Source organism: Nocardioides lacusdianchii (assembly GCF_020102855.1).
Taxonomy (GTDB): domain Bacteria; phylum Actinomycetota; class Actinomycetes; order Propionibacteriales; family Nocardioidaceae; genus Nocardioides; species Nocardioides lacusdianchii.
Genome location: NZ_JADHZD010000001.1, coordinates 380,173 through 407,122 on the forward strand (window position 1 = coordinate 380,173; position 26,950 = coordinate 407,122).

The following is a 26,950-nucleotide window of genomic DNA, read 5'->3' on the forward strand; positions in this document are numbered from 1 at the left end:
AGTCCGGGTGCGAGGGAGGCCGGGAAATGACCGAACAGTTCCACCACGAGCTCGCCGAAGCCGTACGTCGTCTGAACGCCGCGGACGACACGCCGCACACGCTCGAGGAGCTCGTCGAGATCACCCCGGAGTTCTTCGCCGCGGCCGACTACGTCGGCGTCTCGATCATCGAGCACGGTCGGCTGCGCACGCCGGTGGCCTCGCACGAGCGGCTCCGCGAGCTCGACGAGTGGCAGTACGAGCTGGGCGAGGGACCGTGCCGCGAGGCGATCCGCCGGCACTGCACGGTCCGCGTCGACGATCTCGCCACCGACTCCCGCTGGCCGACGTGGGGCGCCACGATGGTGGAGGAGCTGGGGATCCGCTCGAGCCTGAGCTTCCGGCTCTTCACCCGTGACGACGACTCGTGGGGCGCGCTCAACGTCTACTCCCGGACGCCGCACGCCTTCTCCGACGACGACGTGGTCCACGGCCAGGTCGTCGCAGCCATGTCGGCGGTCGCGCTGGCGCGCTCCCTCAACGACGAGCACCTGGCGATGGCGCTGGAGTCACGCACCGTGATCGGCCAGGCGACCGGCATCATCATGGAGCGCTACGGCCTCGACGAGAAGCGGGCCTTCGACGTCATGCGACGCATCTCCTCGCACGAGAACGTCAAGCTGCGCGACCTCGCCGTCAGGGTGGTCGCCGAGCGGGGACTGCCCGATCATCCGTTGGAGGGTGGTGGGAGCGCGGAGCAGGTGTGAGGGTCGGGGGATGAGCGACGAGCGCGATGCCGAGCACCGACGTCCTGAGGGCGTGAGCGACGAGACCGTCGAGGCGCTGGGCAAGCTGTCCGCCGCACTCGACCACGTCGAGGACGCACGCGGCCACCTCTACGCCTTCCACCGGCTGATGGGAAGCGCCGAGACCACGCTCGAGGAGGCGACGGAGCTGGTCCGTGCCGCGGGGCACGACGACCTCGCAGACGCCCTCGACCGCGACGCGCTCGGCGCGAACCCGTTGCCGGGGATGTGGTCGTTCCAGATGGTCGAGGCGTTCGACGACGGCTTCTACGCGCGGGCCAAGGGCCTGCACCAGCGTGCGCTGGACGAGCTGGTCGAGGGGCGACGCCACATCTTCGAGGCGGAGATGAAGGAGCTGCGCCGCACCCACGGGCGCACGGGCCACGAAGCCACTCCCGGCGCGCCGAGCGGCCGGGAGGGCTGAGCCGCCCTCAGACCCGGGCGGGGTGGGAGACGCGGAGGTTGTCCGTCGCCGACTCACCGGGGACGAGCAGGCCGTGCTGGATGGCCCAGAGGACCGCCTGCGAGCGCGACGTGACCTCGATCTTGGAGTAGGCACCGCGGATGTAGGACTTCACCGAGTTGATGCTGAGGTTCGTCTCCTCGGCGATGTCGCGGTTGGCCTTGCCGGAGGCGATCATCGAGAGCACCTCGGTCTCGCGCTGGGTGAGCGGCCACTTCTCCGTGCCCGGACGCGTCGCCTCGGGCTGGCCCGACCAGGCATCGACGACGGTGCGTCCGTCGGCGATCTGGAGCAGGTTCCACACCAGGCGGCGGGCGGGCAGCCACTTGCTGACGAAGCCGGCGGCGCCGCGCGACATCTCGGTCGAGACGACCTCGGGGCTGCAGTCCCAGCCGTAGGCCACCATGCGGGTGGGGAAGCGCTTGGGCGCCGAGCGCGCTCCGACCGCACGGCGGGAGGGCTCGTAGAGGGTCAGGTCGCACAGGGGTGCGGGCTCACCGGCGCGGTGGGGCACCACGGAGACGATGGCGGCGTGGGGATCGAGCATGGTGCGGAGTCCGTGGACGACGAGCTCGCTCTCGTCCAGGATCGCCACCTTGATGTGTCGGGCGGCGGGTGCAGGGTGTCGTTCCATGGCCCCCGGTACCCCGATGGGCGGGGCCCATGCGCCGGGTGACCTGACTCTCAGCGACCTTTCGGTCCGACGGGGTCAGGACAGCAGGGTCCGCGCCACTGTCGCCGCCTGGCTCTCGGAGATGCCGGCGGCGGTCGCGCCCTGGCGCAGGAGCGCGAGCGCGTCGTCGGTGGTGACGCCCGCACGCGCGGCGACGAGGCCGACGGCGACGTCGACCAGGCGCTGCTCGCGGAGCCGCTCGGGGGCCGCCTCGGCCCGCCGCAGGGTGTCGAAGCCGAGGTCGGCGTTGGTCACCGCCCCTGCCTGCCAGGCACCGAGCGCCTCGACGAGGCCGTCGATGCGGTCGCGGAAGGCGTGGGCGGTGGAGGCGTAGAGGTCGATGTTGAGCACCGCGCGCCCGTGCTCGACCACCGGCAGGCAGACGGTGCTCTCGATGCCGCTGAAGGCGCGCTCGCGGGCCATCGCGGCCCAGCCGCGCTCGTCGAGCGCGTACGCGTCCTCCGCGGACTCCGCCGCGCCGGCCGGCGTCGCATCCTCGACGGTCCTCCGCGCGCCGCTGGCGGTCGCGTCGTCGACCAGCGTGAAGGTCAGGTCCTCGTCGAGCAGCGTGACGCTGAGCGCCACGCACTCGGGCACCGCGCGCACGGCCCAGCCCTCGATGACCCGCAGCAGCGTCTCGACGTCGTCGAGCGACGGCGTGACGTACTCGTCCAGGGCTTCGCGGCTCTCGGGCAGCAACTCCATGGCCATCCTCCTCGCCCCCCTCGACACCGGATGATCTCCTGCCCCGATGGTCCTCCGCCGGGTGCGGGCACACCACACCCGCCCGGGCGTGCGCCCGCGTGGCGCATGAGGGTCCGCGGGGCGGGGTACTGGCGTGCTCGTGATCGCCCAGCAGCCGTCCCCGCCCGTCGTCGTGCTCGACCTCGACGGCACCCTCGTCGACTCGGTCTACCAGCACGTCGTGGCCTGGCAGGCCGCCTTCCACGACGTCGGCCGGCACGTCAGCGCGATGCGGGTGCACGAGTCCATCGGCATGGGCGGCGACCGTCTGGTCGCCCACGTGGCGGGCGACGCGGCCGAGGACGCGGTCGGCGACGACGTCCGGGCCCTGCACGACAAGCACTTCCGGTCCGTGCTGCGCTCGGTCCCGCCGCTCGACGGCGCCTCCGACCTGGTGGAGGCCCTCGTCGCGCACGGGCACCCCGTCACCGTGGCGTCCTCGTCGCCGACCGACCTCGTCGACGACCTCCTCGACCTGCTCGACGTACGCCGTCACCTGACCGCGGTCGTGACGGCCTCCGACGGCGCCGCCAGCAAGCCGGCTCCCGACCTGGTGGAGCTGGCCGTCGCACGCGCCGGTGGCGGTCCGGCCGTCGTGGTGGGAGACGCGGTGTGGGACGCGCTGTCCGCCGAGGCTGCGGGCGCACGCTGCATCGGGCTGCGCAGCGGCGGTGTCAGCGCCGAGCGGCTGCTCTCGGCCGGGGCGTCCTGGGTCCACGACGGCCCCCGCGACCTTCTCCAGCACCTCGACGAGGGCCCGCTCCGCTCGCACTGAACGCCGCCGGGACCGACAGCACGAGACCCATCGCGGGCTCCTCGCACGGCGTACGGGAGGTGGCCCGCGACGGGCCTGGTGGGTCTGGCCGCCGGGACGCGGCGGGGCGCCCCGGCGTAGGAGTGAGGTACCCCACCGAGAGCTGTTCATGCACGCGACTCATATCCGCCTGACGGGGGTACGGGACCCGACGTCACGACCTCCACGAAAGGGGACACGAGCGATGCCGTCCGACGACCCGAAACCCGACCCCATGGCCGACCCGCAGACCCATCTCGACACCGACCCGGTCAACGACCCGGACGACGAGGCCGAGGACGAGGCGTGACCTCGCTCTGGCTGGACCGAGCCGCGGCGGTCGCGGACGACGCGCTGCCGGGGCCGGACGAGACGCTCCACACGGTCGTCGTCGGCGCCGGGCTGACCGGGCTGACGACCGCGCTCCTGCTCGCCCGCGCGGGCCTGCGCGTGGCGTGCGTGGAGGCTCGCGAGGTCGGCGCCGTCACCACCGGGCGCACCACGGGCAAGGTCTCGCTGCTCCAGGGCACCCACCTGTCCCGCATCCGGCGCCACCGCTCGCAGGCGGTGGCCGCGGCCTACGTCCAGGCCAACCGGGAAGGCATGGAGTGGCTGCTGCGGTTCTGCGACGACCACGGCGTCGCCGTGCAGCGCCGCACGGCGGTGACGTACGCCGCCACGACGACCGAGCTCGACTCCGTGCGCGCCGAGCACCGGGCAGCCGCCTCCCTCGACCTGCCCGTGTCGTGGCACGACCGGCTCGACGTGCCCGTCCCGCACGTCGGGGCCACGGTGCTGCACGACCAGGCCCAGCTCGACGCCATGGAGGTGCTGCACGCCCTGGCGGTGCAGCTGCGCGAGCACGGCGGCACCCTGCACCAGCACCAGCGCGTCACCTCGGTCTCCTTGACCGGCGAGCCCGCCGTCCACCTCGAGGGCGGTGAGGTCCTGCGTGCCGCGCAGGTCGTCCTGGCCACCGGGACGCCGGTGCTCGACCGCGGACTCCACTTCGCGCGGCTCGAGCCCCAGCGCTCCTACGCCCTCGCGCTGTCGGGCGGTGGACCTCTGGACGGGATGTACCTGTCCGGCGGCTCGGACTCACGCTCGCTGCGGGACGCCCCCGGCGACACGCTCGTCGTCGGCGGCAGCGGCCACGTGGTGGGCCGCACTGCGTCCGAGCTCGAGCACCTCGACGCGCTGCGGACGTGGAGCGCGACGTACTTCCCGGATGCGGTCGAGACGCACCACTGGTCCGCGCAGGACTACAGCGCCCCCGACGGTGTGCCGGTCGTCGACCGGCTGCCGGGCTCGCGCGGGCGCATCCACGTCGCCACCGGCTACGAGAAGTGGGGCATGACCAACGCGGTCGCTGCCGCCCGCACGATCTCCGGCGACATTCTCGGCAGCGTGCCGCCGTGGGCCCGGACCCTCCACGGCCGTCGGCCCAGCGTGACGGGGCTCGGCGAGGTCGCGCGGATCAACCTCGGGGTCGCCGGCGCCGTCGCCGCAGGTGCGGCGCGGGTCGCCCGCGAGCGGCTGCCCGGAGCCGGTGCCGCCGCGACCGCCCGTGAGTGCGGGGTGGTCGGCGTGTGCACCCACCTCGGCGGGCTACTGCGGTGGAACGACGCGGAGGAGTCGTGGGACTGCCCGTTGCACGGCTCGCGCTTCACGCGCGACGGTGACGTGCTGGAGGGCCCGGCGACCCAGCCGCTCAGGCGCCGCAGACCAGATCGGCCTTGAGGCGGTCCTCCGACGAGAGCCGCACGTCCGGGCCGCACACCAGGTCGAGCGGGTCAGCGGCCCGCTCGACCGCGGCCAGGCCGGCGTCGAAGGCCTCGACCACGTCGGCGCACGCGTGCTCGAGGCCGATCCGGGTGAGCGCGGAGGTCGAGACGTCGCCGCTCAGCGCGAGCTCGACCGACCACGACGAGACGTCCGTGCGCTGGCAGTCGAGCGCCGCCGCCTGCTGGAGGGCGAGGAAGTCGAACACGTCGGTGCCGAGGTGCTCCTCCACGTCGGAGCGCCACTCCGCGGTCTCCGCGGCGTCCTCCTCCACGACGTTGCCGCTGACCGCGGGGGTCGCGGCCTCTCCTCCGGAGCAGCCGGCGAGGGCGGGGGCGAGCAGGGCCAGGGCGAGGACGAGGGCGCGCATGGGTGGAGGCTAGGAGCCGTCGAACAGCGGTGTACGCGGTTTGTTACCGATCAGTACGTGACGCTCGACTCACCGCGAGCACGAGTGGTGAGGACCCGTGCGGCAACGAAGCCGCCGATCGCTCCGAACAGGTGCCCCTGCCACGAGACACCCGGCTGCCCGGGCAGCACGCCGAGCAGCGCGCTGCTGTAGAGCAGGAACACCGCGACGCCGATGAGGATCTCGGTGGGACGGCGGTTGAGCAGGCCGCGCACGACCAGGAAGACGATCCAGCCGAAGATGAGGATCGACGCGCCGGCGTGGATGCTGCCGGGCTGGGCGACGACCCAGACACCGAGCCCGCCGACGACCCAGATGATGGCCGTGGCGAGCAGCCCGCGGCCGATCCCGGTCGCCAGCGTCAGGAAGCCGAGGACCAGCACGGGGACGGTGTTGCTGATCAGGTGGTCGAAGCCGAAGTGCAGCATCGGCGCGACCGCGACGCCGACGAGCCCGTCCTCGTCGCGCGGACGTACGCCGTAGGAGTCGAGCGGGTTGCCCGTCACGGCGTCGAAGACCTCGAGCACCCACAGGACCACCACGAAGCCGCCGGTGAGCAGGGCGGCGGCCTTCCAGGCGGGCTCGCGAACGGTGGTCTGCATCCCCGTCACCCGGCGACCTCGGGCGGGAAGCCACCGGTGGACACGGTGCTCCAGCGGGTCGGGGTGATGCGCAGCAGGGACTTGCCCTGGGAGACCATCGCGGCGCGGTACTCCTCCCAGTCCGAGTGCTCGCCGGCGATGTTGCGGAAGTACTCCACGAAGCCGTCGAGCGCCTCCTCGCCGTCGACGGCGTCGAGCACCTCGCAGTCGCCGTCGACCTGCACCCAGGCGTCGTCCCAGTCGTCGGAGAGCACCAGGACCGACACCTCGGGGCGCTTGCGCGCGTTCTTCGTCTTCGCGCGCTGCGGGTAGGTGGCGATGACGATCCGGCCGCTGTCGTCGACGCCGCCGGCGACCGGCGAGGCCTGCGGGGACCCGTCAGCACGCTTGGTGACGAGCACCATGTGGTGGCGTGGCCGGACGAAGTCCAGCAGCTCCTCAAGCCCGACGTCGGTGTTGGTCGCGATGGTGGGTGCCATGTCCCCGAGGCTAGCCCGGCACCCCTTCGGGCGGTTTGTCGCGCGCGGCCGCGTGCCTACCGTCGAGGGCATGACCACTGTGAGCCGTACGTTCGACGTCCGCCCCGAGCCCGCCGTGGTGGTGGCCTACCTGAAGGACTTCAGCAACGCCGAGGAGTGGGACCCCGGCACCGAGACCTGCACCCGCACCGACGCCGGCCCCGTCGCGGTCGGCTCGACGTGGCACAACACGTCGAAGATCGCCGGCGTCAGCACCGAGCTCGACTACACCCTCGAGAAGCTGACCACCGACACGATCGTGCTCGTAGGGCGCAACGACAGCGCCGTCTCCACCGACACCATCACCGTCGTGCCGAACCCCGACGGCGCGGGCAGCCGGGTGACCTACGAGGCGAACATCGAGATGCAGGGCGCGGCCAAGCTGGCCGACCCGATCATGAAGATCGTCTTCGAGAAGATCGGCAGCGACACCGAGGACGACATGACCACGGTGCTGAACCGCCTGGCCTGAGGCCCGGAGCCCGGTCCGTCAGGACTGGGCGCCGGCGGCCGGCAGCTGACGGGTGCGCACCAGCGTGAGGGCGACGTCGACCAGCTTGGTGTTGGTGTGTGACGAGACCCGCTTGAGGTAGGCCAGCGCCTGGTCGGAGTCGACGCCGAGGCGTTCCATCACGATGCCCTCGGCCTGCCCGATCACGGTCCGGCTGGCCAGCGCCACTCCGAGCCCCATGATCTCGCGGCTCGCGGCCATCGACACCGCGAGGTGCCCAGCCAGTGCCTGTGCGGTCGCGAGGTCGTCGGCCGAGAACGCCCGGGGGCGCTCGGCGTAGAGGCTGAGGGTGCCGTAGGAGCCGCGCGCGGTGAAGATCAGCAGCGACATCGACGATCCGATACCGAGCTCGTCCTTGACCCGCGCGCCCCACGTGGGCCACCTCTGGTCCTGGGGCAGGTCGGTGCTGATGATCGTCTCCTCGTCCCGGTCCAGGACGTGACACGGACCCTCAGCCGTCTCGTTCTGCAGCTTGTTGGCCATCGAGGGGACCTCGCTGGACCCGGCGAGAGTGAGGCACTCGCCCTGCCGGTTCAGCGTGACGCCGGCGTGGGCGCACACCCCGATCAGCTCCACCGCGGCATCCACCGCCAGCATCAGGCGGTCGTGATCGGCCCCGGCCGCTCCCATGGCTTGCGCCAGGTCTGCGAAATCGGTCACCTTCGTCTGCTCCCCGGACAACGCCGCTCCTCTGCTCAGCGACCGGTCGACGGTCGCGCTCCCGGAGACATTGTGACCACATGCCACCAGTTCGTCACTCCGGAGCCAGCCCTCGGAAGCGGGTCGGTCATCTCACCCCTCCGGCGTCGTCAGGTTGAAGCCGGTCGACCCGCGGGTGCCGTAGGGCAGCAGCACCCGCTGGCCCCGGGTGCCCTCGACGGTCGTGCACGCGCCATCCGGCACCGTGCACGTCATCATGGCGAGCGAGTTGTCCGGACCGACCTGGCCGCCCGTGCCGGGACCGTCGATGGCGGCACCGACGACGGTGGTGTCGTCGATCCACGACGTGAGGCCCCACCGCCGTGCGCCCGCGTCGGGCACCACCTCCTCGCCGGTCTCGGACACCAGCACCTCCCGGAGGGGTGTGCTCTTGTCTATCCGCCAGGCGCCGTCGGGCGAGACCAGCGGATCGGCCGGCTCGACGTCGTCGGTCTCGGTGCCCTCCCCCGTGGCGAGGTCGTAGACGAACTCCCCCTCGATGACGCGTGCGGTGAGCTGCGCGTCGTCGATGCCGAGGAGGTCGACCTCCATCTCGAGCAGGCGGTTGACCGGGTCGTCGATGCCGGAGGTGTCCATCCCGTCCTCGGACTCGATGGCCTCCCCGGTGTCGAGGTCGAAGATGCGCATCACGGCGCTGCCCTCGTCGGTGTCGGTGTCGAGGACCGTGAGGTAGCGACCGTCCGGGGACGTGGCGAGGTGGTCCCGGGTCACCTCGAGGCCGGTGTCCTCGGGCTCGCCGTCGGGCGCGACGAACCAGAGCGGTTCCTCGAACAACGCCTCGTCCTCGCCCTCGGGCACGAAGAAGACGCCGTCGCCGGCGACCACGAACTCGCGGATCGGCTCACCGGCGTCGACCGTGATCCCGTCGGACAGGTGCACGGTGGCGCCGACCGCCCACGACAACCCAGCTGTCTCGACGGGCGCCGTGCTGGTGCGCCAGGCCGCGTCGTCGTCGAGGTCGACGTCACTGCCGGAGCCGCAGGAGGCCAGGGCGACCACGAGGGCGACCAGCGCCGTCGCGCGCAGAGTCGACCGCGTCATCCCCCGTGAGCCCATGGAGCCATGGTCCCAGCGCGGGCTAGGTCGCAAACCTCCGCAGGCTCGCCGGCTCACCCCTGCGGGTCGAAGCGCCACTCGAGAACAGCGGCGTACGCCTCTCCCGGCTCGAGCGTCGCCGACGGCCACTCGGGCCGGTTCGGCGAGTCGGGGAAGAGCTGCGGCTCGAGCGCGATGCCGTCGCCCTGGCGGTAGCGACCGCCGCCGGTGCCACGGCGCCTGCCGTCGAGGAAGTTGCCGGTGTAGACCTGGAGGCCGGGCTGGTCGGTCCACACCTCGACGGCCGTGGCGGTGCGCGGCGAGACCAGCCGGCCAGCGCGGCGCAGCCCGCTGCCGCGCACGACGTAGTTGTGGTCGATGCCCTTCGCGTCGACGACCTGCGGGTGCTCGGCCCGGATCGCGGGACCGAGCACGCGCTGCTCGCGCAGGTCGAACGGCGTCCCGGCGACAGCCTCGTGCGCGCCCAGCGGGATGCCGCTGGCGTCGACGGGGGTGTAGTCGTCGGCGTCGACGAGCATCTCGTGGCCGTCGATCGTCCCGGCGCCCTCGCCCTCGAGGTTGAGGTAGGCGTGGTTGGTGAGGTTGACGACCGTGGTGGCGTCGGTGGTCGCGCCCATCTCGACGCGGACGGTGTCGCCGACGACGGAGTAGCGCACCGTCACCTCCACCGTGCCGGGGAAGCCCTGGTCGCCGTCGGGGCTGGTGAGGGCCAGCGTCACGGAGTCGGCGGTGTGCTCGACGACGTCCCAGAGGCGTAGGTCGAAGCCGTCGGGTCCGCCGTGCAGGCTGTGGCCGCGGTCGTGGGTGCCGACCTCGACCTCGCGCCCGCCGAGCGGGAACCGGCCGGCGGCGATGCGGTTGGCGTAGCGCCCGATGGTGCCGCCGATGTAGTCGCCGCTCGCGAGCCGCTCCTCGAGGTCGGGGTGGCCGAGCACCACGTTGCGGCGTACACCGTCCCCGCCGGTCACGAGGAGCCGGTGGACGGTCGCCCCGAGCGCCAGCACCTCCACCTCGGTCCCCGGCGCGGAGCCGATGGTCAGCAGGCGTACGTCACGCCCGTCGGGCAGCTGGCCGAAGACAACGTCGTGGGTCACGGTCACATCCTCGTCGAGTGCGCGCACGCACGTGGATCCGGCCTGCCAGAATCCTTGCTCTTCGAACACCTGTTCGATAGAATGAGACATGTCCTTCTCCCACCCAGCTCCAGAGCCGCTCGCAGCGGCCGCTGAGGCACCTGCCACGCAGGTGCTGGTGCTGGCTGCCGACGCGCTGCGAGCGCGCCACCTGGCGGAGGTGGAGGAGCTGCGGCTCGCGATCCGGTGGGCGACGGTCCAGGGCCACCCGCGCGACGACCGCGACCCGATGGTGTCCCCCGGCGGCGACGGCACGCCGGAGGTGCGCGAGCACGCGATCCCCGAGCTGGCCATGGCCCGCGAGACCCACCCCGCCACGACGCGGGCGCTGATCGCCGACGGCCTCGACCTCGTCCACCGCCTGCCCCGGACGTGGGCGGTGGTCGAGACGGGCGGGTGCGAGCCGTGGGTGGCGCGCAAGGTCGCGGTCCTCTCGCGCGCCCTGCTCGACGACCAGGTCCGCACCGTCGACCGCGCGGTCGCCAGGGCCATCGCCGGGCACGCGCCGTCCACCGTCCTCGAGCTCGCGCGGGCGAAGGTCATCGAGGCCGACCCCGAGACCCACCGCGCCGAGCGGGAGCGCGAGCGCCACCGCCGCTACGTCTCGCTCTCGCGCGCCGACGAGTTCGGCTACCGCCACGTCATCGCCCGGGTCGGCGCCGGCGACGCGGCCTGGATCGACGCCATGGTGGAGCGCGTCGCCGAGATCCTCTCCGCGACGATGGGCCACGACCACAACCACGACGAGCTCCGCTCGATCGCGATGGGCTGGCTCGCCCGCCCCCTCGACCTTCTCAAGCTGCTGCTCGAGCACACCGACACCACGACCGGGGAGGTCCCGGCCTGGGCGTCGGATCACCTCGCCGAGACCGTCGCCCGGATCACGACGATGCCGGCGCGACGCCTGGCGCAGCTGCGCGGCCGCGGCCGCCTGTTCGTGCACGTGACCGACGAGGCGCTGCGGACCGGCGTCGGCGTCGGCCGCATCGAGGGCGTCGGCCCCATCGACGTACGCCAGCTCCGCGAGGTCCTCGGCCACGCGGACGTCACCGTGACCCCCGTCCTCGACCTCGCGCACCGCCGTCGCGTCGACGCCTACGAGCACCCCGAGACGGTCAAGGACCACGTGTGGGTGCAGACCGGCGGCGACTGCTTCCCCTGGACCCCGCGCAGCGCCACCCGCGACGGCGTCGACTACGACCACGCCGTCCCCTACGATGACACCGGGCCACCCGGGCAGACCGGCCCCCACAACTCTGGCCCCCTGCGCCGGCGGCACCACCGCACCAAGACCCACGGTGGCCTCACCACCCGGGTCGTCGGACCGGGACGGCATCTCTGGCGCACGCCCCACCGGCAGGCGTTCCTCGTCGACCACACCGGCACCACCCGGCTGACCGACGACCAGGCCGAGTCGATGGTCCAGGCGATCGACGACGGGGTCGAGCTCTACTTCAGCTGCTTCCAGTGACCCTCTGACACGACCTCGACGTTGCCGTCGACCACCGTGATGGCGGTCTGGTCGTCGACGACGTACGCCGGTCCGGCGATCTTCGAGGCCCACTCCTCCGCCTCGGCCATGGTGTTGCCCGGACCCCCGTCCGGCACGAGGTGCGGACAGATGGAGAAGTCGAGGAGCCCCAGCGTGCTGTCGTCACCCGACGGCGGTCGCCACTGGATGAAGTCGTCCCCGACCTCGGGGGTCAGCACCATGCTGCCGGCGCTGAGCCCCACCCACACCGTCTCGTCCAGCGACGAGAGCAGCTCGGTCAGGCCGGACTCCCGCATCCAGTGGCACAGGTAGAGGACGTCGCCGCCGGCCACCAGGAGGACGTCGGTCTCGCGGACCAGCGGCACCCAGCGCTCCTCGTCGAGACTGGGCAGCGCGGTGAGCTCGAGCACCCCGACTGACTTCCAGCCGAGGTCGACCATCGGGTTCTCGGCCTGTCCGCTGATGAACTGCCAGGCCCGCTCCCCCGGCCCCACCCACGGGTGGCCGTACATCGCGGTCGGGATGCACAGCGCGGTCGACTCCTCGATCGGCTTCCCGATCATGGCGACGAGGGCCTCGCGGATGCTGGCGTTGGTCACGCCACCGGAGGTGAGCAGCAGCTTCATGGTGTGTCCTCTCAGATGAGTCCCAGAGTCCTTGCGTGCTGGCGTACGACGTCGGAGTCGGCGGCCAGCACGAACGGCACGTCGGACGCCCAGGCACCGGACACCTTCTCCACGCGGCCGTCGCCAGGGTCCAGCCGCACCTCGCGGATGTAGACCGCGATGATCCGGTCGGGGTACTCGCGGACGATGTCGGCGTAGATCTCCGGATCCCTCTCCCCGGAGTCGCCGAGCAGCACGAACCGCAGATCCGGGTGGAGGTCGAGGACCTCGCGGATGCGCTGGTGCTTCTGCTCGCGCCCGGCGCGGGTGCCGAGCAGGTCGCGCAGCAGCACCGGTCCGATCGGGAAGTCGCGGTGGCGCAGGAACCCGAGCAGGAACGAGTGCAGGTTCCACGGGCTCGAGGAGATGTAGAAGACCGGGTTCACGCCGACTGCGAGGTCGCGGTAGAGCTCCACCACACCGGGGAACGCCGTCCGGGTGAGCGAGGACCCGGTGAAGGTCTGGACGACCATCTGCCGCACGCGCTGCACGCCGGTCATCAGGATCGTGTCGTCGACGTCCGAGACGATCCCGAACTGCGCGGTCGCGTCCGGGACGCGCACCTCGATCTGCGCCGTCTGCGGACGCGTCACCCCGCGGTAGTCGCCACTGAGCTCGACGAGCCCCTGGGTCCACGGGCTATCGAGCGACTCCGGCGTCGTAGGGATGCGGAGGAGGAAGTAGCCCTCGCCGTCGGTGACGGTCTCGCGGCTCGTCCCGCCCACTGTGACCCGCAGCGGCACCCCGGGTAGCTCGTTGGTGAGGAAGTTGCCGACCGTACGCCGCACTGCCGCGCCGACGTCCTCACCCTCCTCGACCTCCTTCTCCAGCGGGTTGTCGAGCACCCGTCCGCGCACGATCGTGCCGGCCGGACCGCCGTGGCCGATGTAGCACTCGATCCTGAAGTGCTCGGGGGTCTTCGGCTCCCGACCGCGCGCGCCGTCCCACGCGCGCTCGGCGGCCACGACCAAGCGGTGGAGGTTCATGGGGTCACCGTATGCACTTTCGAGGAGTTCGACGTGCGCGCATCGCCCTCATTCGGGGTGAGTGCTCCTGCTATGGGGGTGGGACGGGGATGCCGCGGTCGGCGAGGGTCTGCTCGGCACGAACGACGAGCTCACCACGCCCGCCCGACCATTTCCGCAGGTTCCCCAACACCGTTCGTCCGAAGATGCTCACCTGCAGGAGGTCGAGGTCGGGGCGAGCAAGGAGGACGTCGTAGAACGGACCGAGCTCGACGTCGCTGAACTTGAACTTCCCCGCAAGGGTCTCCAGCGGGGTGCCGACCTTGGAGTCGACCTCGTTGACATCCGCTCCGGCGTCGAGGAGGCGCTGCAACAGCGGGGCCTCTGCGGTGAAGTCGTGCTGGTTGCGTGCGAGGAAGCGGTGCAGGGGCGTGGCTTCACGCACGTCGGCGCCGTCGTCGAGGAGGCGGTTGCAGATCGCGACCCTGGACGGAGAGTCGGCGTTGGTGAGGGCGAGCGTCAGGAGAGTGTCGTGCTCGTACCGGTAGTGAACCCACGCCGGTTCGTAGACCGTCTCGAAGTGGTCGAGGGTGCCCCGCGTCAGGGCCGCGTGCAGCGCGCTCGTGTCGCGCGGCTTCTTGCGGTTGAACAGCGCCATGCGGTCAGTGCGTCCCGGAGTCATCCGACCTACCTCTCACCAGCGCCCGTGCACCTGCTCCCGGATCTTCCGGTCGTAGAGCCCGGCCACACCCTCGAGGAACGAGGCAGGCAGCGCACCCACGGACCCGGCGGCCGCGTTGGCGGAGGCCTGCGAGACGTTGCGCGCCCCCGGGATCACCGTCGAGACACCGGGCTGCTGCCAGATCCACGCGATGGCGGCCTGCGCCGGCGTGACGTCGGAGAGGCCGGCGGACGAGACGAGGGAGGAGAACTCCCGCGCCGCCTCGACGCCCGTGGCGTAGTCGACGCCCGAGAAGGTCTCGCCGACGTCGAAGGCGCTGCCGTCGCGGTTGTAGGTGCGGTGGTCGTCCGCAGCGAAGGTCGTGTCGAGGTCGTACTTGCCCGACAGCAGGCCCGAGGCCAGCGGCACGCGGGCGATGATGCCGACGCCGGCAGCCTCTGCGGCCGGCAGCACCTCGTCGAGCGGCTTCATCCGGAAGGCGTTGAGGATGATCTGGATGCTGGCGACGTTGGGGCGGGCGATCGCGCTGAGCGCCTGGGCGCAGGTCTCGACGCTGACGCCGTAGGACGCGATGACGCCCTCGTCGACGAGCGTGTCCAGCACGTCGTACGTCGCGTCGTCGTCGATGACCTCGCTCGGCGGGCAGTGCAGCTGCACGAGGTCGATCGTGTCGACGCCGAGGTTCTTGCGCGAGCGGTCCAGCCAGGCGCGGAAGTTGGACTCGACGTAGTTGGCCGGCACCTGGTCCATCCGCCGGCCCATCTTGGTGGCGACGGTGAAGCCGGCGTCGGGGTGGGCCGCGACGAAGCGGCCCACGAGCTGCTCGCTGCGGCCGTCGCCGTAGACGTCGGCGGTGTCGTAGAACGTCACGCCCGCCTCGGCGGACGCCTCGAGGACCGCCATCGCGTCCGCCTCGGTCACGTCGCCCCAGTCGGCGCCGAGCTGCCAGGTGCCGAGTCCGACGACCGAGACCTCGCGGCCGGTCCTTCCCAGGGTGCGGTGCTCCATCGAAGACATGTCCGTCAGTGTCACAGACCCCCGGGAGACCCGGTCAGCGCGGCCTCCGCCGCGAGCGCGGCCACACGGTCCCAGTCGCGGGCGGCGAGCGCGTCCGCCGGCGTCAGCCACGAGCCGCCGACGCAGCCGACGTTCGGCAGCGAGAGGTACGACGCCGCGGTGGCCGCGGTGATCCCTCCGGTCGGGCAGAAGCGGGCCGCCGGCAGTGGCGAGGCCAGGGACTTCAGGTACGCCGCTCCACCCGAGGCCTCGGCGGGGAAGAACTTCATCTCCGTGAAGCCGGCCTCGAGCACGGTCATCGCCTCGGACACGGTGGCGGTGCCGGGGAGGAACGGGACACCCGAGCCCGCCATCTCCTGCAGCAGCGACGGCGTGGTGCCGGGCGAGACGAGGAACTGCGCCCCCGCCTCGACCGCTCGACCCACGAGCTCTGGGGAGGTGATGGTGCCGGCGCCGACGAGGATCTCTGGGACCTCGGCGGCGATGGCCGCGATCGCGTCCAGCGCGACCGGGGTGCGCAGGGTGAGCTCGATGACCGGCAGGCCGCCGGCGACGAGGGCGCGCGCGACCGGCACCGCGTGGTCGAGGTGGTCGAGCACGACGACCGGCACCACGGGGACCAACGACAGCAGCGAGGGCTCAGACGTGCTGGGCAAGGGCGGCCTCCTCCGAGGGGGCGGGCAGGGGTCGGATCACGCTGGCGCCGGTCTCGGCGGTGCCGACGATGGCGCGGAAGCCGGAGAACAGCTCGCGGCCCGTGCCGGCCCACTCGACGTCGTGGGGCGCGCGACCGGTGGTCTCGCGGCGGTCGAGGTCGGCGTCGGAGAGGGCGACCTCCAGCACGCCCGTCTCGGCGTCGACGGTCAGCAGGTCACCGTCGCGGACCCGGGCGATCGGGCCGCCGAGGGCGGCCTCCGGGGTGACGTGGATGGCCGCGGTGACCTTGCCGGAGGCTCCCGACATCCGGCCGTCGGTGACGATCGCGACGCGCTGGCCGCGGTCCTGGAGCACCCCGAGCGCCGGCATCAGCTTGTGCAGCTCGGGCATGCCGTTGGCGGCCGGGCCTTGGTAGCGCACGACGGCGACGAGGTCGCGCCCGTCGAGGCGGCCCTCGGCGAAGGCGGCGAGGAACTCGGCCTGGTCGTCGAAGACCATCGCCGGCGCGGTGACCACGCGGTGCTCGGGCTTGACCGCGGAGGTCTTGACCACGGCGCGACCGAGGCGACCCGAGAGCATCCGCAGCCCGCCGTCGGGGGCGAAGGAGTCCTCGGCACCGCGCAGGACGTCGGTGTCGAGCGAGCGCTTCGGGCCCTCCTCCCACGTCACGCCGGCCCCGTCGAGGCGCGCCTCGTGGGTGTGGCGCCACAGGCCGCGGCCGGACACGGTGCGTACGTCGTCGTGGAGGTAGCCGTGCTTGAGCAGCGTGTGCACGAGGAACGGCGTACCGCCGGCGGCGACGAAGTGGTTGATGTCGGCGCTGCCGTTGGGGTAGATCCGGGTCAGCAGCGGCACCGCGGCCGACAGGTCGGACAGGTCGTCCCAGGTCAGGGAGATGCCGGCCGCCGCGGCGATCGCGACGAGGTGCATCGTGTGGTTGGTCGAGCCGCCGGTGGCGAGCAGCGCCACGCACGCGTTGACGATCGCCTTCTCGTCGACCAGGTGCCCGACGGGCGTCGGCTCACCGCCGGCCGCCGTGATGGCCACCGCGCGCTCCCCCGCGGCGCGGGTCAGGGCCTCGCGCAGCGGGGTCCCGGGGTTGGCGAAGGTCGCGTCGGGCAGGTGCAGGCCCATGACCTCCATCAGCATCTGGTTGCTGTTGGCGGTGCCGTAGAAGGTGCACGTGCCGGCGGAGTGGTAGGACGCCGACTCGGCCTCGAGCAGCTCCTCGCGACCGACCTTGCCCTCGGCGTAGAGCTGGCGCACGCGCGCCTTCTCGCCGTTGGGCAGGCCCGAGGGCATCGGGCCGGCGGGTACGAACACGGTCGGCAGGTGACCGAAGGAGAGCGCCCCGATGAGCAGGCCCGGCACGATCTTGTCGCAGACGCCGAGCATCATCGCGGCGTCGAACATGTCGTGCGAGAGCGCGACCGCGGTGGACATCGCGATCAGGTCGCGGCTGAAGAGCGAGAGCTCCATGCCGGCGCGGCCCTGGGTGATGCCGTCGCACATCGCGGGCACGCCGCCCGCGAACTGCGCGAGGCCACCGGCGCGGATGATCGACTTCTTCAGCACCTCCGGCACGTCGCGGAAGGGCTGGTGCGCCGACAGCATGTCGTTGTAGGACGACACGATCGCGACGTTGGGCTTGCGCCCGGACTTCAGGCCGGACTTCACCGGCTCCTCGGCGGCGGCGAAGCCGTGGGCGAGGTTGGCGCAGGCCAGCTTGCCGCGGGCCGGGCCGGTGCCAATCGCGGCGTCGACGCGCGCGAGGTACGCCGTACGGGTGCCGGCGCTGCGGCGGACGATGCGGTCGGTGACCTCGGCCACCACGGGGTGGATGCCGGGCTTGCTGGGGGTGCTCATTCTGTCTCCTGCCAGGTTCGGCCGTCGCGCTCGAGGAGCGTCGTGGCGGCGACGGGGCCGTTGGTGCCCGCGGGGTAGCGCCGGGGTCGGTGGGTGGGCTGCGACCAGCGGTCGAGGATCGGGGCGACCCAGGTCCACGCCGCCTCGACCTCGTCGCGGCGCATGAAGAGGGTCGGGTTGCCGCGCACGACGTCCATCAGCAGCCGCTCGTAGGCGTCCGGCGAGCGGGCGCCGAAGGCCGCGGCGTAGCTGAGGTCGAGCGAGACCGGCCGCAGCCGGATGCCGCCGGGACCGGGCTCCTTGGCGGTCATGTGCAGGCGCATGCCCTCGTCGGGCTGGACCCGGATGTGCAGCCGGTTGGGCTCGGTCGGGCCCTCGCTGTGCGGGAACATCGCGTGCGGCGGCTCCTTGAAGACGACCACGATCTCCGAGACCCGCTCGGGCAGCCGCTTGCCGGTGCGCAGGTAGAACGGCACCCCGGCCCAGCGCCAGTTCTGCACCTCGGTGCGCAGCGCCACGAAGGTCTCGGTGTCGGAGGCGTGCCCCACCTCGTCGACGTACGCCTTCGCGGGCGCGCCGTCGCAGAGCCCGGCGGCGTACTGCCCGGCGACGACGTCGCGGTCGACCAGCTCGGGCGTCATCGGGCGCAGCGCCTGGAGCACCTTGAGCTTCTCGTCGCGCACGGTCTCGCGGTCGACGTAGGTCGGCGGCTCCATCGCCACGAGGCAGAGCAACTGGAGGAGGTGGTTCTGCACCATGTCGCGCAGCGCGCCGGAGCGGTCGTAGTAGGAGCCGCGCTCGCCCACGCCCAGCGACTCGGCTGCCGTGATCTGCACGTGGTCGACCCAGTGGCTGTTCCACAGCGGCTCGAGGAAGGTGTTGGCGAAGCGCGTGACGAGCAGGTTCTGCACGCTCTCCTTGCCGAGGTAGTGGTCGATGCGGAAGATGTTGGACTCGTCGAAGACCCGGCCGACGGCCTCGTTGACGCGGCGCGCGGTGGCGAGGTCGGAGCCCATCGGCTTCTCCAGCACGACGCGCGAGCGCTCGCTCGCCAGGCCCACCTCGTCGAGGTGCTCGCAGATCGTGCCGAAGAGGCCGGGCGCGACGGCGAGGTAGAAGACGCGGATCACGTCCTCGCTGGCGGCACCGTCCTTGAGCCGCGCGTGCAGCAGGTGCCACGCGCCGACGTCCTCGATGTCGAGCTCGACGTGGTGCAGGCGGCCGAGGAGCCGGGCGACCACGTCGTCGTCGAGGTCCTCGGGGCTGACGTGCTGGGCGAGGGCGTCGCGGACCATCGCGCGGTAGGCGTCGTCGTCGGCGGTGTGGCGCGAGACGCCGATGACGCGGAAGCCGTCGGGGAGCTGGCCGTCGCGGTCGCGGAGGTAGAGGGCGGGCAGCAGCTTGCGCAGCGCGAGGTCGCCGGTGCCACCGAAGACCGTGAAGTCACAGGGCTCGACGGGCGAGGGGAAGGCCATGGCGAGGACGGTACGGACCGATTAGGTCCTCGCGCAACAGAACTTCCGTGTTTTCAAGACTTATTTGACGCGGGTGCCACAATCACCGCACCATGTCCAGCTCGTCGACCGCCCCCACCCCCTCCCCGGCGCAGTCCGTCGGCGCGGGCGACGTCCTCGCCCTCATCCGCTCCGGTCGCGCCTCGACGCGCGGGGCGCTCGGCCGGATCACCGGGCTGTCCCGTACGGCGGTGAGCGCGCGCCTGGCCTCGCTCGAGCGCGCCGGCCTCGTCATCGAGGGGGCCCAGGAGTCCGCCACGGGCGGACGGCCCGCCAGCACCCTGGTCTTCAACGCCGACGCCGGGCTCGTGCTGGCCGTCGCGCTCGGGCGCAGCCGCTCGCAGGTGGCGGTGTGCGACCTGCACGGCACCGTGCTCGCCCAGGTCAGCCACGAGCAGGAGGTGGGAGCCGGCCCCGAGACGGTGATGCCGGTGGTGGTCGACCACCTGCGCGAGATGCTCGCCGACCTCGGTCGCTCCGCCGCCGAGGTCAAGGGAGTCGGCATGTCGCTGGCCGGTGTCGTCGACCCCGCTCAAGTGATGAGCGTCGAGTCCCCCGCCCTCGTCGGCTGGGACGGCGTCGACCTCGCCCCCTGGGTCCGGCAGGTCACCTCCGCGCCGGTCGCCATCGACACCGACTGCAACGTCATGGCGCTCTCGCAGCTGCGCGTGGAGCCCACCACCCTGCGCGAGCGCGACGACGCCCTCGTCCTCAAGGCCTCGACCGGCATCGGCGTCGGCATGGTCGCCGACGGCCGGATCTGGCGCGGCCACCGCGGCGCGGCCGGCCAGCTCGGGCACGTCAAGGTCGCGGCCGGCGCCGGGCTGCCGTGCCGCTGCGGCGACGTCGGTTGCCTGGAGACCGTCGCCGGCGGGTGGGCGCTCGTCGAGCGGCTGCGGACAGGCGGGCACGAGGTGCACCACGTGCGCGACCTCGTCGCCCAGGCGGTGCAGGGCGACAGCGGCGCCCGCTCGGTCGTGCGCGAGTCGGGCCGTCACATCGGCGAGGCCCTCGCCGCCCTCGTCATCGTCACCAACCCGCGCGTCGTCGCCGTCGGTGGGGACATGGCGGGTGCCTTCGACATGTTCGCCGCCGGCCTGCGCGAGGGCCTCTTCGGGAGCACCACCGCCCTGGCCGGGCGCGACCTCCAGGTCGTGCCCGCCGCCCACGGCGAGGGCGCCGGGCTCGTCGGCTGTGCCCAGCTCGCTCTCGACGCTGTGCTCTCCCCCGCCGCGGTCGACGCGGCGCTCAGGGCGTGATCAGAGGCTGATCAGCACCTTGCCCACCGCGCCGTCCTCGACGGCCGCGTGCGCCTCGGCGGTCCGCTCGAGCGGGTAGTGGTGCAGCGGCAGGCCGTGCTCGTCGCCGACGCCGTACGCCCCGTCGGCGACCGCGGCGCTGACGTCCTCCGCCGCCGCACGCAGCGCTTCCTGGCCCACGGTGTAGAGCAGCACCCACTGGAAGCGTGCGTTGGTGGAGAAGGTCTCGCGCACGCTGAGCGTCACCTCGTCGCCGCCGTTGTTGGCGTAGATCGCGATCGTGGCGCGCGGCCTGATCACGCCGAGGTCGAGGCGGAGGTTCTGCGCCGGAGCCACCTCGACGACGAGGTCGACGCCCTCGGGCGCGAGGTCGCGGATCGCCGCGGCGGTGTCGCCGTCGCGGTAGTTCACGACGTGCTGCGCCCCCGCGGCCCGCGCGAGGGCCGCCTTCTCGTCGCTGCTCACCGTGCTGATCACGGTCGCACCGGCCCAGCGAGCGAGCTGGATCGCGGCGTTGCCGACCGCGCCGGCGCCACCCGCGACGAGCACCGTCGTCCCGGCCAGCGCGCCGGGGGCGAGCCGGTCCGGTCCGTCCTCGGAGGTGGTGAGGGCCCGGTGCGCGGTGACCGCGGGCACGCCGAGCGAGGCGCCCAGGTCGTACGACGCCGCGTCGGGCAGCTTCTCCACGTTGGCCACCGGGAGGACCACGAGCTCCTGCGCCGTGCCGCCCGGGCGGGTGTGCTGGGCGAGCATCGTCCAGACCCGGTCGCCGACCGCGAGGTCGGTGACGCCGGGGCCGACGGCGTCGACGTCGCCGGCGCCGTCCTGGCCGGGGACGATCTCGGGGAAGGCGAGCTCGCCCATGCCCCCTGCGCGGAACTTCCAGTCGGTCGGGTTCACGCCGGCGCGGACGATCCGCACCCGCACCTCACCCGGTCCGGGCTCCGGCGCCTCGCGCTCGACCAGCTCCAGCACGGAGGAGTCGCCGCTCTCGGTGTAGACCACTGCACGCATCAGGTGTCCTTCCTCGGGGGATCGTCGTTCGAGGAGCCCAACACCGGCGGGCGCCGGACTATGCCGCCTCCGGGTTCTCCAGCACGACGGCGAGGCCCTGCCCGACACCGATGCAGATGGCGGCGACGCCCCACCGCACGTTCTCCTCGCGCATCCTGGCCACCAGGGTCCCCACGACCCGGGCGCCGGAGGCGCCCAGCGGGTGGCCGATCGCGATGGCTCCACCGCGCGCGTTGACCACCTCGGGCGCAGGGAGGCCACGGGCCAGCCACGCGTCGACGCACACCAGGCTCTGCACGGCGAAGGCCTCGTTGAGCTCGACGGCCCCTACCTGCGACCACGCGACGCCGGCGTGCTCTAGCGCCATGGTGGCCGCCTCGACGGGCGCGTAGCCGAACTGCTGCGGGTCCAGGGCGTACGCCGCCCGCCCGGCGACCCGTGCCAGCGGCGCGGTCCCGATCCGGTCGGCTGCGGCCGCCGAGCCGAGCAGCACGGCCGCGGCTCCGTCGCTCAGCGGCGAGGCGTTGCCCGCGGTGATGGTGCCGTCGGGCCGGAAGGCTGGTCGGAGGCCGCCGAGGGACTCGGGGCTCGCACCGTCGCGGATGCCCTCGTCACGGGCGAGGTCGACGCCGGGGACCGGCACGACGAGCTGGTCGTAGAAGCCGGAGCCCCAGGCGGCGGTCGCCTTCGCGTGGCTCGCGGCGGCGTAGCTGTCCTGGCGCTGGCGCGACACGTCGTGCTGGTCGGCGAGCGCCTCGTTGGCCTCGCCCAGCGACACGGTCCACTCGGCCGGCATCCGCTCGTTGACCAGTCGCCAGCCCAGCGTCGTGGACACGGCGGTGACATCACCGGCGGGGAACGCTCGGGACGGCTTGGGCAGCACCCACGGCGCGCGACTCATCGACTCCACACCGCCCGCGACGACCACGTCGGCGTCCCCGGTCTCGACGGTCCGCGACCCGATCATCACGGCGTCGAGCGAGGACCCGCACAGCCGGTTGACCGTGGTGGCGGGCACCGAGGTGGGCAGCCCGGCCAGCAGCACGGCCATCCGGCCGACGTTGCGGTTGTCCTCGCCGGCACCGTTGGCGTTGCCCCAGACCACGTCGCCGACCTGCGACGGGTCGAGGGCCGGCGCGCGGTCCAGCACGCCGGACAGCGCGGTCGCGGCCAGGTCGTCGGGGCGCACCCCGGCGAGGGCACCGCCGAAGCGGCCGAACGGCGTACGGACCGCGGCGTAGACGTAGCAGTCGGTCATGGGGTCTCCCTCTCCTCGTCGTGCACACCCGAGTGTGACGCAGGTCGACAGGTTCGTCCGGGTCGGTCCGGGACGTCAGGGCACCAGCACCTGGCGTACGCCGGACCCGCCGGCCTGCTGCGCGCGCCAGACCTCCTCGACGTCGGCGAGCGGGCGTGCCTCGTGGGCGACCCCGACGAGCCCGTCGGCAGCGAGCCGCGCGACGGCGCCCAGCGCCTCGGCCCGCTGGTCCGCGGTGAGCGCGTTGTTGGTGTAGCCCAGGAGCGACAGCCCGCGGCCGCGCAGGCCGGCGGAGGAGAGGGTGGCGGCGTCGGAGGCAGACCCGCCCAGGTTGACGAGCCGTCCACCCGGAGCCATCGCCGGCAGCGCAGCCTCGGCCACCCAGCCGAAGACCGGGTCGATGACGACGTCCGCGCCGTCCGGGAGCGCGTCGCGGAGCGCCTCCGTGAGGCCCGCCGGGTCGGGCTCACCGATCTCGACCACTGCGTTTGGGCCCTGTGCCCGCGCCCGGCCGGCCGAGCCGCCCGACCTGCACACCGCGACGACCCGTCCCGCCCCCTGGGCCCGGGCCGCGCCGATCGCCGCCTGCCCGACGGCGCCGCCGGCACCCAGCACCACGACGGACTCGCCGGGACGCAGCCCGGCCCGCCAGGCCAGGGACTGCCACGCGGCGACACCGGAGAGCCCCAGCGCAGCGAGGGCGACGTCGTCGACGTCGGCCTCCTCCCGCGGCAGGGCCACGACGGCGGACGCCGGCACGACGCACAGCTCGGCCAGCGCCCCGTCACCGTCGGCCATCCCGGCCGAGGTGGCGACGAAGACCCGCGTCCCGGGCGGCAGGTCCCCGCCGGACACCACCTCGCCCACGCCCTGCACGCCCGGCACGTAGGGCAGCGCCCGGGCGCCGAAGTAGGAGGTGCCGCTGGCGCACAGCAGGTCGAGCGGCACGACCGGGGCGGCCGTCACGCGCACCAGCACCTCCCCCTCGCCCGCCACCTGGTCCGCGTGGTCGGCGTACGCCGGCGCGGATCCGTGTGCGTGCAGCACCGCGGCGCGCATCAGGTGGAGATGTCGGGATAGGGCAGCGAGAGGTGTTGCATCGCCGCCCCGTAGGCCAGCTGGTACTCCATCGGTCCGTGGTCGCGCTCGAACATCGCGATGAAGAGGGTGAGCGTCAGGAACGGGTGGGCGCCGAGCTCGAAGAGCCGCACGTGGTCGTGCGACGCGAGCGCCTCGCGCTCGTCGTCGTCGAAGGCCAGCCAGGTGGAGCGCTCGTCGGAGATGGCGTTGAGGAGCCGGTTGGCCTCCTCCGCCTCCCACCACGCGACCGTGCCGCGCGGGTCCTCGCGGTAGCGCTCGACCAACTCCGGGTCGCGGTCGACGGTGAACAGGAACTTGTCCAGCAGGTACTTGCTCACGGTGTGACTCCGATCTGGGGCGCCCCGTTCGGGTACCAGGTGAAGTAGGCCTCCATCGTGTGGAAGAGGTCGAGCGAGTCGACGTGGTGCGCCTTCGCGCCCTCGCCGGCGACGCCCATCATCAGCATGAAGTCCATGAAGCCGTGGGTCGCGTTGCCCGGCAGGTGGAGGCTGTCGAGGGTGACCTCGCGGCAGCAGCCGTCGATGTCGCCGTTGGCGATCCACTCCACCGCGCGCCGGTCGAACTCCGGGTCCGGCCCGTGCTCGCCGAACTGGCGCGGGCCACCGAGCTCGAGGGAGAGGTGACCGGTGCCGATGATCGCCACGCGCTGGTCCGAGGGCCACGACTCCACCAGCTCGCGGATCGCCTTGCCCAGCGCGACGAACCGCTCGGGACGCGGCAGCGGCGGGGCGAAGATGTTGGTGTAGATCGGCACGATCGGAAGGTCGGCCTGGGGACGCAGCGTGATGATCGGGCAGGTGATGCTGTGGTCGATGCGCAGCTCGTTGCTGAAGGCGAGGTCGAAGCCCAGGTCGAGGCCGCCGCGCAGCACGTGCGCAGACAGGTCCTCCTGGCCGGCGAGCGTCATCTTCGGCAGGCCGAACTCGCGCTCCTCGTTGTACCAGTTGGCGTCGTAGAAGGGCGCCTTGCCGACGAGGAACTGGGGCATGTTGTCCAGCCACAGCTGGTGGAAGTGGTCGCTGCCCACCATCACCAGGACGTCGGGACGGGCGCGGGTCAGCGTCTCGCGGAAGGCCTCGATCTTGCGGACCCACTCGTCGGCGAAGGGCGGCCGGTCCTCGCCGACCGCCGTGCTCGCGCGGTAGTAGAAGGGGTGGTGCGTCGAGGCGATGACAGCGACGATCTCGGCCATGGCAGCGGTCCTCAGCTCTTCTCGGTCGGGTCGACGTAGACCGCGTTGCGGTCGATGCTCAGGTAGGCGTCCATGCCGATCGGCCGGCGCTGCTCCTCCGCGATCTGGCCGAGCAGCCCCGCCGCACGCGCCAGCAGCGCGAAGCCGCGGAGCATCTCCACCGGCAGGCCGAGGTCGGCCAGCGCGGCGCCGCAGACGCCGGCGCCGTTGAGCGGCAGCGTGCGACCCAGCACCTCGGGGTGCGCCCGGCCGACTGCGGCGAAGAGCCGGAGGTGCGGACCGAGCAGGCCTTCCTCCTCCGCGATGCGCATCAGCACGGGCGTGCGCGGGTCCTGCTCCTTGTGGACCGGGTGGCCCAGGCCGGGGACGAAGCGCCCGGACTCCTTCGTGCGGCGTACGGCGTCGAGGGCGAGCGCGTCGTAGCCCGCGTCGTCGGTGGGCAGGTCGCCGTCCGCGGCGACGACCACGTCGTGGAGCCAGCCGCCGCAGTCCTCGGTCACGCCGAGGAAGCGTGAGCCGCCGCCAAGGAGCCCGGCGGCCAGCGCACCCTGGAGGGAGTCGGGGGCCGAGAGGTAGGTCAGCCGCGCCGCGATGGCGGTCGGGGTGAAGCCGTGGTCGGCGAGCGCGACGAGCACGGCCTCGAAGAGGCGCGTCTCCGAGGGCGTGGGCCGGCGCATCGCGACCAGCCAGAAGGCGAGCTCACCGAACCCGACCTCGCCCATGAGGTCGGCGGTGAGGTCCTGGCCGAGCAGCCGGATCTCGTCGGCCGTGGAGGTGCCGAGGGAGGTGGGGTACTCAGGTGTCACGGGGTCTCCTCGTTGAGCCAGGCACGGATCTCGTCACCGTGCTCGTCGAGCGCCGGCGGCGGTCGGTCGTAGCGGGCCTCGGCGTCGGAGAAGCGGATCGGGTGGCGTACGCCCGGGAGCGCGGCGTCGCCGCTGCCGACCGTCACGACCGGGTCGAGGCCGATCTTCTCGGCGAAGGCGACGCCTCCGTCGACGGTGTTGATCGGCCCGCACGGCACACCGGCGCCGATGATGTCCTCGAACCACTCCTGCGCGGTGCGGGTGGCGAGCCGCTCGACGAGCAGCGGGCGCAGCTCGTCGCGGTTGGCGGTGCGGTCCTCGTTGCGGGCGAAGCGCGGGTCGTCGGCGAGCTCGGGGACGCCGAGCACCTCGGTCAGCTTGCGGAACTGCCCGTTGTTGCCGGCAGTGACGATGAGGTCGCGGTCGGAGCAGGGCAGCGGCTCGTAGGGGAACAGGCTGGGGTGGGAGTTGCCCATCCTGAACGGCACGGTGCCGCCGGCGACGTAGGCACTGGACTGGTTGACCAGCCCCGACAGCGCCGAGGAGAGCAGGTTGACCTCGACGTGCTGCCCGCGGCCGGTGCGGTGCCGGTCCTGCAGCGCCGAGAGCACGCCGATCGTCGCGTGGAGGCCGGCCAGGACGTCGAAGACGGAGATGCCTGCGCGGAAGGGCTGCCCGTCGGGGTCGCCGGTGAGGCTCATCAACCCACTGATGGCCTGGACGATCAGGTCGTAGCCGGGCAGCTTCGCGCCCTGCTCGCCGCTGCCGAAGCCGCTGATCGAGGCGTAGACCACGCCCGGGTTGGTCGCCGAGACGGTGGCGTAGTCGAGGCCGAACCGCTCCAGCGCACCGGGCTTGAAGTTCTCCAGCACGATGTCGGCGCGGGCGACCAGCTTGCGGGCGACCTCGAGGTCCGCAGCGTCCTTGAAGTCCAGCGCGATCGAGCGCTTGTTGCGGTTGACCCCGAGGAAGTAGGTCGACACCCCGTCACGCACGGGCGGCTGCCACGACCGGGTGTCGTCGCCCTGCGGTCCCTCGACCTTCACCACCTCCGCGCCGAGGTCGCCCATCAGCATCGTGGCGTAGGGCCCGGCCAGGATCCGGGACAGGTCCGCGACGAGCAGACCGTCGAGTGGGCCGTGCTTCGACTCTGGTGCGTCGCTCACGCATGCCTCCCGCAATCGGCGGACATGTGTCCGCAAGTGGTCCGGACAGTGTTCGCACGCTCGTGTCGACTTGTCAAGGCTCCCCCTTGACATCCGCCGGACCTCGG

At 72.6% G+C, this 26,950-nt stretch carries 29 protein-coding genes; 7 read left to right on the top strand and 22 right to left on the bottom strand.

Annotation, left to right across the window (positions count from 1 at the left end; all coding sequences use genetic code 11):
* Positions 1-26: 26 nt before the first annotated feature.
* Together IRX98_RS01920 and IRX98_RS01925 are read left to right on the top strand one after the other, a co-directional pair.
* Positions 27-746, top strand: a complete 720-nt coding sequence (locus tag IRX98_RS01920) for a GAF and ANTAR domain-containing protein (protein WP_224273449.1) — start codon at positions 27-29, stop codon at positions 744-746.
* A gap of 10 nt (positions 747-756) precedes the next feature.
* Positions 757-1,209, top strand: a complete 453-nt coding sequence (locus IRX98_RS01925) for a hypothetical protein (protein WP_224273450.1) — start codon at positions 757-759, stop codon at positions 1,207-1,209.
* A gap of 7 nt (positions 1,210-1,216) precedes the next feature.
* On the opposite strand, the gene IRX98_RS01930 is transcribed toward IRX98_RS01925, so the two are convergent.
* Both IRX98_RS01930 and IRX98_RS01935 read right to left on the bottom strand, forming a co-directional pair.
* Positions 1,217-1,882 carry a helix-turn-helix transcriptional regulator gene (locus IRX98_RS01930; protein ID WP_224273451.1) on the bottom strand — a complete coding sequence of 222 codons (666 nt, stop codon included), beginning with the start codon at positions 1,880-1,882 and terminating at the stop codon, positions 1,217-1,219.
* A 75-nt stretch (positions 1,883-1,957) separates the two neighbouring features.
* Positions 1,958-2,626, bottom strand: coding sequence for an ANTAR domain-containing protein (locus IRX98_RS01935; RefSeq protein WP_224273452.1), 669 nt, complete (start codon positions 2,624-2,626; stop codon positions 1,958-1,960).
* A gap of 133 nt (positions 2,627-2,759) precedes the next feature.
* Here IRX98_RS01935 and IRX98_RS01940 point away from each other — a divergent pair, with 133 nt between their 5' ends.
* Together IRX98_RS01940 and IRX98_RS01945 are read left to right on the top strand one after the other, a co-directional pair.
* Positions 2,760-3,440, top strand: a complete 681-nt coding sequence (locus IRX98_RS01940) for an HAD family hydrolase (protein ID WP_224273453.1) — start codon at positions 2,760-2,762, stop codon at positions 3,438-3,440.
* A 324-nt stretch (positions 3,441-3,764) separates the two neighbouring features.
* On the top strand, positions 3,765-5,198 hold the full coding sequence (locus IRX98_RS01945) for an FAD-dependent oxidoreductase (protein WP_224273454.1): 1,434 nt from the start codon (positions 3,765-3,767) through the stop codon (positions 5,196-5,198).
* On the opposite strand, the gene IRX98_RS01950 is transcribed toward IRX98_RS01945, so the two are convergent.
* The 3 genes from IRX98_RS01950 to IRX98_RS01960 are packed head-to-tail and all read right to left on the bottom strand — an operon-like array spanning position 5,170 to position 6,730.
* Positions 5,170-5,610, bottom strand: a complete 441-nt coding sequence (locus IRX98_RS01950) for a hypothetical protein (protein ID WP_224273455.1) — start codon at positions 5,608-5,610, stop codon at positions 5,170-5,172. The genes IRX98_RS01945 and IRX98_RS01950 overlap by 29 nt on opposite strands.
* A 50-nt stretch (positions 5,611-5,660) precedes the next feature.
* The gene (locus IRX98_RS01955) at positions 5,661-6,251 is read right to left on the bottom strand and encodes a rhomboid family intramembrane serine protease (RefSeq protein ID WP_224273456.1); all 591 of its coding nucleotides are present in this window, start codon (positions 6,249-6,251) and stop codon (positions 5,661-5,663) included.
* A gap of 5 nt (positions 6,252-6,256) precedes the next feature.
* Positions 6,257-6,730: a PPOX class F420-dependent oxidoreductase gene (locus IRX98_RS01960; RefSeq protein ID WP_224273457.1), complete on the bottom strand. Its 474-nt coding sequence runs from the start codon at positions 6,728-6,730 to the stop codon at positions 6,257-6,259.
* A 70-nt stretch (positions 6,731-6,800) separates the two neighbouring features.
* Here IRX98_RS01960 and IRX98_RS01965 point away from each other — a divergent pair, with 70 nt between their 5' ends.
* A complete protein-coding gene (locus IRX98_RS01965) occupies positions 6,801-7,241 on the top strand; it encodes an SRPBCC family protein (RefSeq protein ID WP_224273458.1) in 441 nt (146 codons plus the stop codon).
* Between the two features lie 18 nt (positions 7,242-7,259).
* Here the strand turns inward: IRX98_RS01965 and IRX98_RS01970 are convergent, their stop codons facing one another.
* The 3 genes from IRX98_RS01970 to IRX98_RS01980 all read right to left on the bottom strand — a co-directional run bounded on the left by IRX98_RS01970 (position 7,260) and on the right by IRX98_RS01980 (position 10,150).
* Entirely contained in the window at positions 7,260-7,940 is a 681-nt protein-coding gene (locus IRX98_RS01970) for a GAF and ANTAR domain-containing protein (protein WP_224273459.1), read from the bottom strand.
* A 132-nt stretch (positions 7,941-8,072) separates the two neighbouring features.
* Positions 8,073-9,056, bottom strand: coding sequence for a hypothetical protein (locus tag IRX98_RS01975; RefSeq protein ID WP_224273460.1), 984 nt, complete (start codon positions 9,054-9,056; stop codon positions 8,073-8,075).
* A 53-nt stretch (positions 9,057-9,109) separates the two neighbouring features.
* Positions 9,110-10,150 (bottom strand): aldose epimerase family protein, encoded by a 1,041-nt coding sequence (locus IRX98_RS01980; RefSeq protein ID WP_224273462.1) that lies wholly within the window; start codon positions 10,148-10,150, stop codon positions 9,110-9,112.
* An 88-nt stretch (positions 10,151-10,238) separates the two neighbouring features.
* Between IRX98_RS01980 and IRX98_RS01985 the strand changes: the two genes are divergently transcribed.
* On the top strand, positions 10,239-11,660 hold the full coding sequence (locus IRX98_RS01985) for a hypothetical protein (RefSeq protein WP_224273463.1): 1,422 nt from the start codon (positions 10,239-10,241) through the stop codon (positions 11,658-11,660).
* Here IRX98_RS01985 and IRX98_RS01990 read toward each other — a convergent pair.
* The 7 genes from IRX98_RS01990 to zwf all read right to left on the bottom strand — a co-directional run bounded on the left by IRX98_RS01990 (position 11,639) and on the right by zwf (position 19,008).
* On the bottom strand, positions 11,639-12,307 hold the full coding sequence (locus tag IRX98_RS01990) for a Type 1 glutamine amidotransferase-like domain-containing protein (RefSeq protein ID WP_224273464.1): 669 nt from the start codon (positions 12,305-12,307) through the stop codon (positions 11,639-11,641). The two genes, IRX98_RS01985 and IRX98_RS01990, sit on opposite strands and share 22 nt — an antisense overlap.
* 11 nt (positions 12,308-12,318) lie before the next feature.
* On the bottom strand, positions 12,319-13,332 hold the full coding sequence (locus tag IRX98_RS01995; RefSeq protein ID WP_224273465.1) for an App1 family protein phosphatidate phosphatase: 1,014 nt from the start codon (positions 13,330-13,332) through the stop codon (positions 12,319-12,321).
* Positions 13,333-13,402: 70 nt separating this feature from the next.
* On the bottom strand, positions 13,403-13,969 hold the full coding sequence (locus IRX98_RS02000) for an ankyrin repeat domain-containing protein (RefSeq protein WP_224273466.1): 567 nt from the start codon (positions 13,967-13,969) through the stop codon (positions 13,403-13,405).
* 36 nt (positions 13,970-14,005) lie between these two features.
* On the bottom strand, positions 14,006-15,010 hold the full coding sequence (locus tag IRX98_RS02005) for an aldo/keto reductase (RefSeq protein ID WP_224273467.1): 1,005 nt from the start codon (positions 15,008-15,010) through the stop codon (positions 14,006-14,008).
* An 11-nt stretch (positions 15,011-15,021) separates the two neighbouring features.
* Positions 15,022-15,666, bottom strand: a complete 645-nt coding sequence (gene eda, locus IRX98_RS02010; RefSeq protein ID WP_224273468.1) for a bifunctional 4-hydroxy-2-oxoglutarate aldolase/2-dehydro-3-deoxy-phosphogluconate aldolase — start codon at positions 15,664-15,666, stop codon at positions 15,022-15,024.
* Entirely contained in the window at positions 15,650-17,533 is a 1,884-nt protein-coding gene (gene edd, locus IRX98_RS02015; protein ID WP_224273469.1) for a phosphogluconate dehydratase, read from the bottom strand. Before edd ends, eda begins: the two co-directional genes overlap by 17 nt.
* Positions 17,530-19,008 carry a glucose-6-phosphate dehydrogenase gene (gene zwf / locus IRX98_RS02020; RefSeq protein WP_224273470.1) on the bottom strand — a complete coding sequence of 493 codons (1,479 nt, stop codon included), beginning with the start codon at positions 19,006-19,008 and terminating at the stop codon, positions 17,530-17,532. The genes edd and zwf overlap by 4 nt, the downstream gene beginning before the upstream one ends.
* 92 nt (positions 19,009-19,100) lie before the next feature.
* Here zwf and IRX98_RS02025 point away from each other — a divergent pair, with 92 nt between their 5' ends.
* Positions 19,101-20,306, top strand: coding sequence for an ROK family transcriptional regulator (locus tag IRX98_RS02025; protein ID WP_224273471.1), 1,206 nt, complete (start codon positions 19,101-19,103; stop codon positions 20,304-20,306).
* Here the strand turns inward: IRX98_RS02025 and IRX98_RS02030 are convergent, their stop codons facing one another.
* From IRX98_RS02030 to IRX98_RS02060, 7 genes are all read right to left on the bottom strand, one after another.
* Positions 20,307-21,320: an NADPH:quinone reductase gene (locus IRX98_RS02030; protein ID WP_224273472.1), complete on the bottom strand. Its 1,014-nt coding sequence runs from the start codon at positions 21,318-21,320 to the stop codon at positions 20,307-20,309.
* 58 nt (positions 21,321-21,378) lie between these two features.
* Complete coding sequence (locus IRX98_RS02035; RefSeq protein WP_224273473.1) at positions 21,379-22,578, bottom strand: thiolase family protein; 1,200 nt, start codon at positions 22,576-22,578, stop codon at positions 21,379-21,381.
* A 75-nt stretch (positions 22,579-22,653) separates the two neighbouring features.
* Positions 22,654-23,625 carry a quinone oxidoreductase family protein gene (locus tag IRX98_RS02040; protein WP_224273474.1) on the bottom strand — a complete coding sequence of 324 codons (972 nt, stop codon included), beginning with the start codon at positions 23,623-23,625 and terminating at the stop codon, positions 22,654-22,656.
* Positions 23,626-23,636: 11 nt separating this feature from the next.
* On the bottom strand, positions 23,637-23,996 hold the full coding sequence (locus IRX98_RS02045) for a hypothetical protein (protein WP_224273475.1): 360 nt from the start codon (positions 23,994-23,996) through the stop codon (positions 23,637-23,639).
* Complete coding sequence (locus tag IRX98_RS02050) at positions 23,993-24,871, bottom strand: DODA-type extradiol aromatic ring-opening family dioxygenase (protein ID WP_224273476.1); 879 nt, start codon at positions 24,869-24,871, stop codon at positions 23,993-23,995. Before IRX98_RS02050 ends, IRX98_RS02045 begins: the two co-directional genes overlap by 4 nt.
* 11 nt (positions 24,872-24,882) lie before the next feature.
* Positions 24,883-25,677 (bottom strand): citryl-CoA lyase, encoded by a 795-nt coding sequence (locus tag IRX98_RS02055; protein WP_224273477.1) that lies wholly within the window; start codon positions 25,675-25,677, stop codon positions 24,883-24,885.
* Positions 25,674-26,843 (bottom strand): CaiB/BaiF CoA transferase family protein, encoded by a 1,170-nt coding sequence (locus IRX98_RS02060; protein ID WP_224273478.1) that lies wholly within the window; start codon positions 26,841-26,843, stop codon positions 25,674-25,676. The genes IRX98_RS02055 and IRX98_RS02060 overlap by 4 nt, the downstream gene beginning before the upstream one ends.
* Between the last annotated feature and the right edge of the window lie 107 nt (positions 26,844-26,950).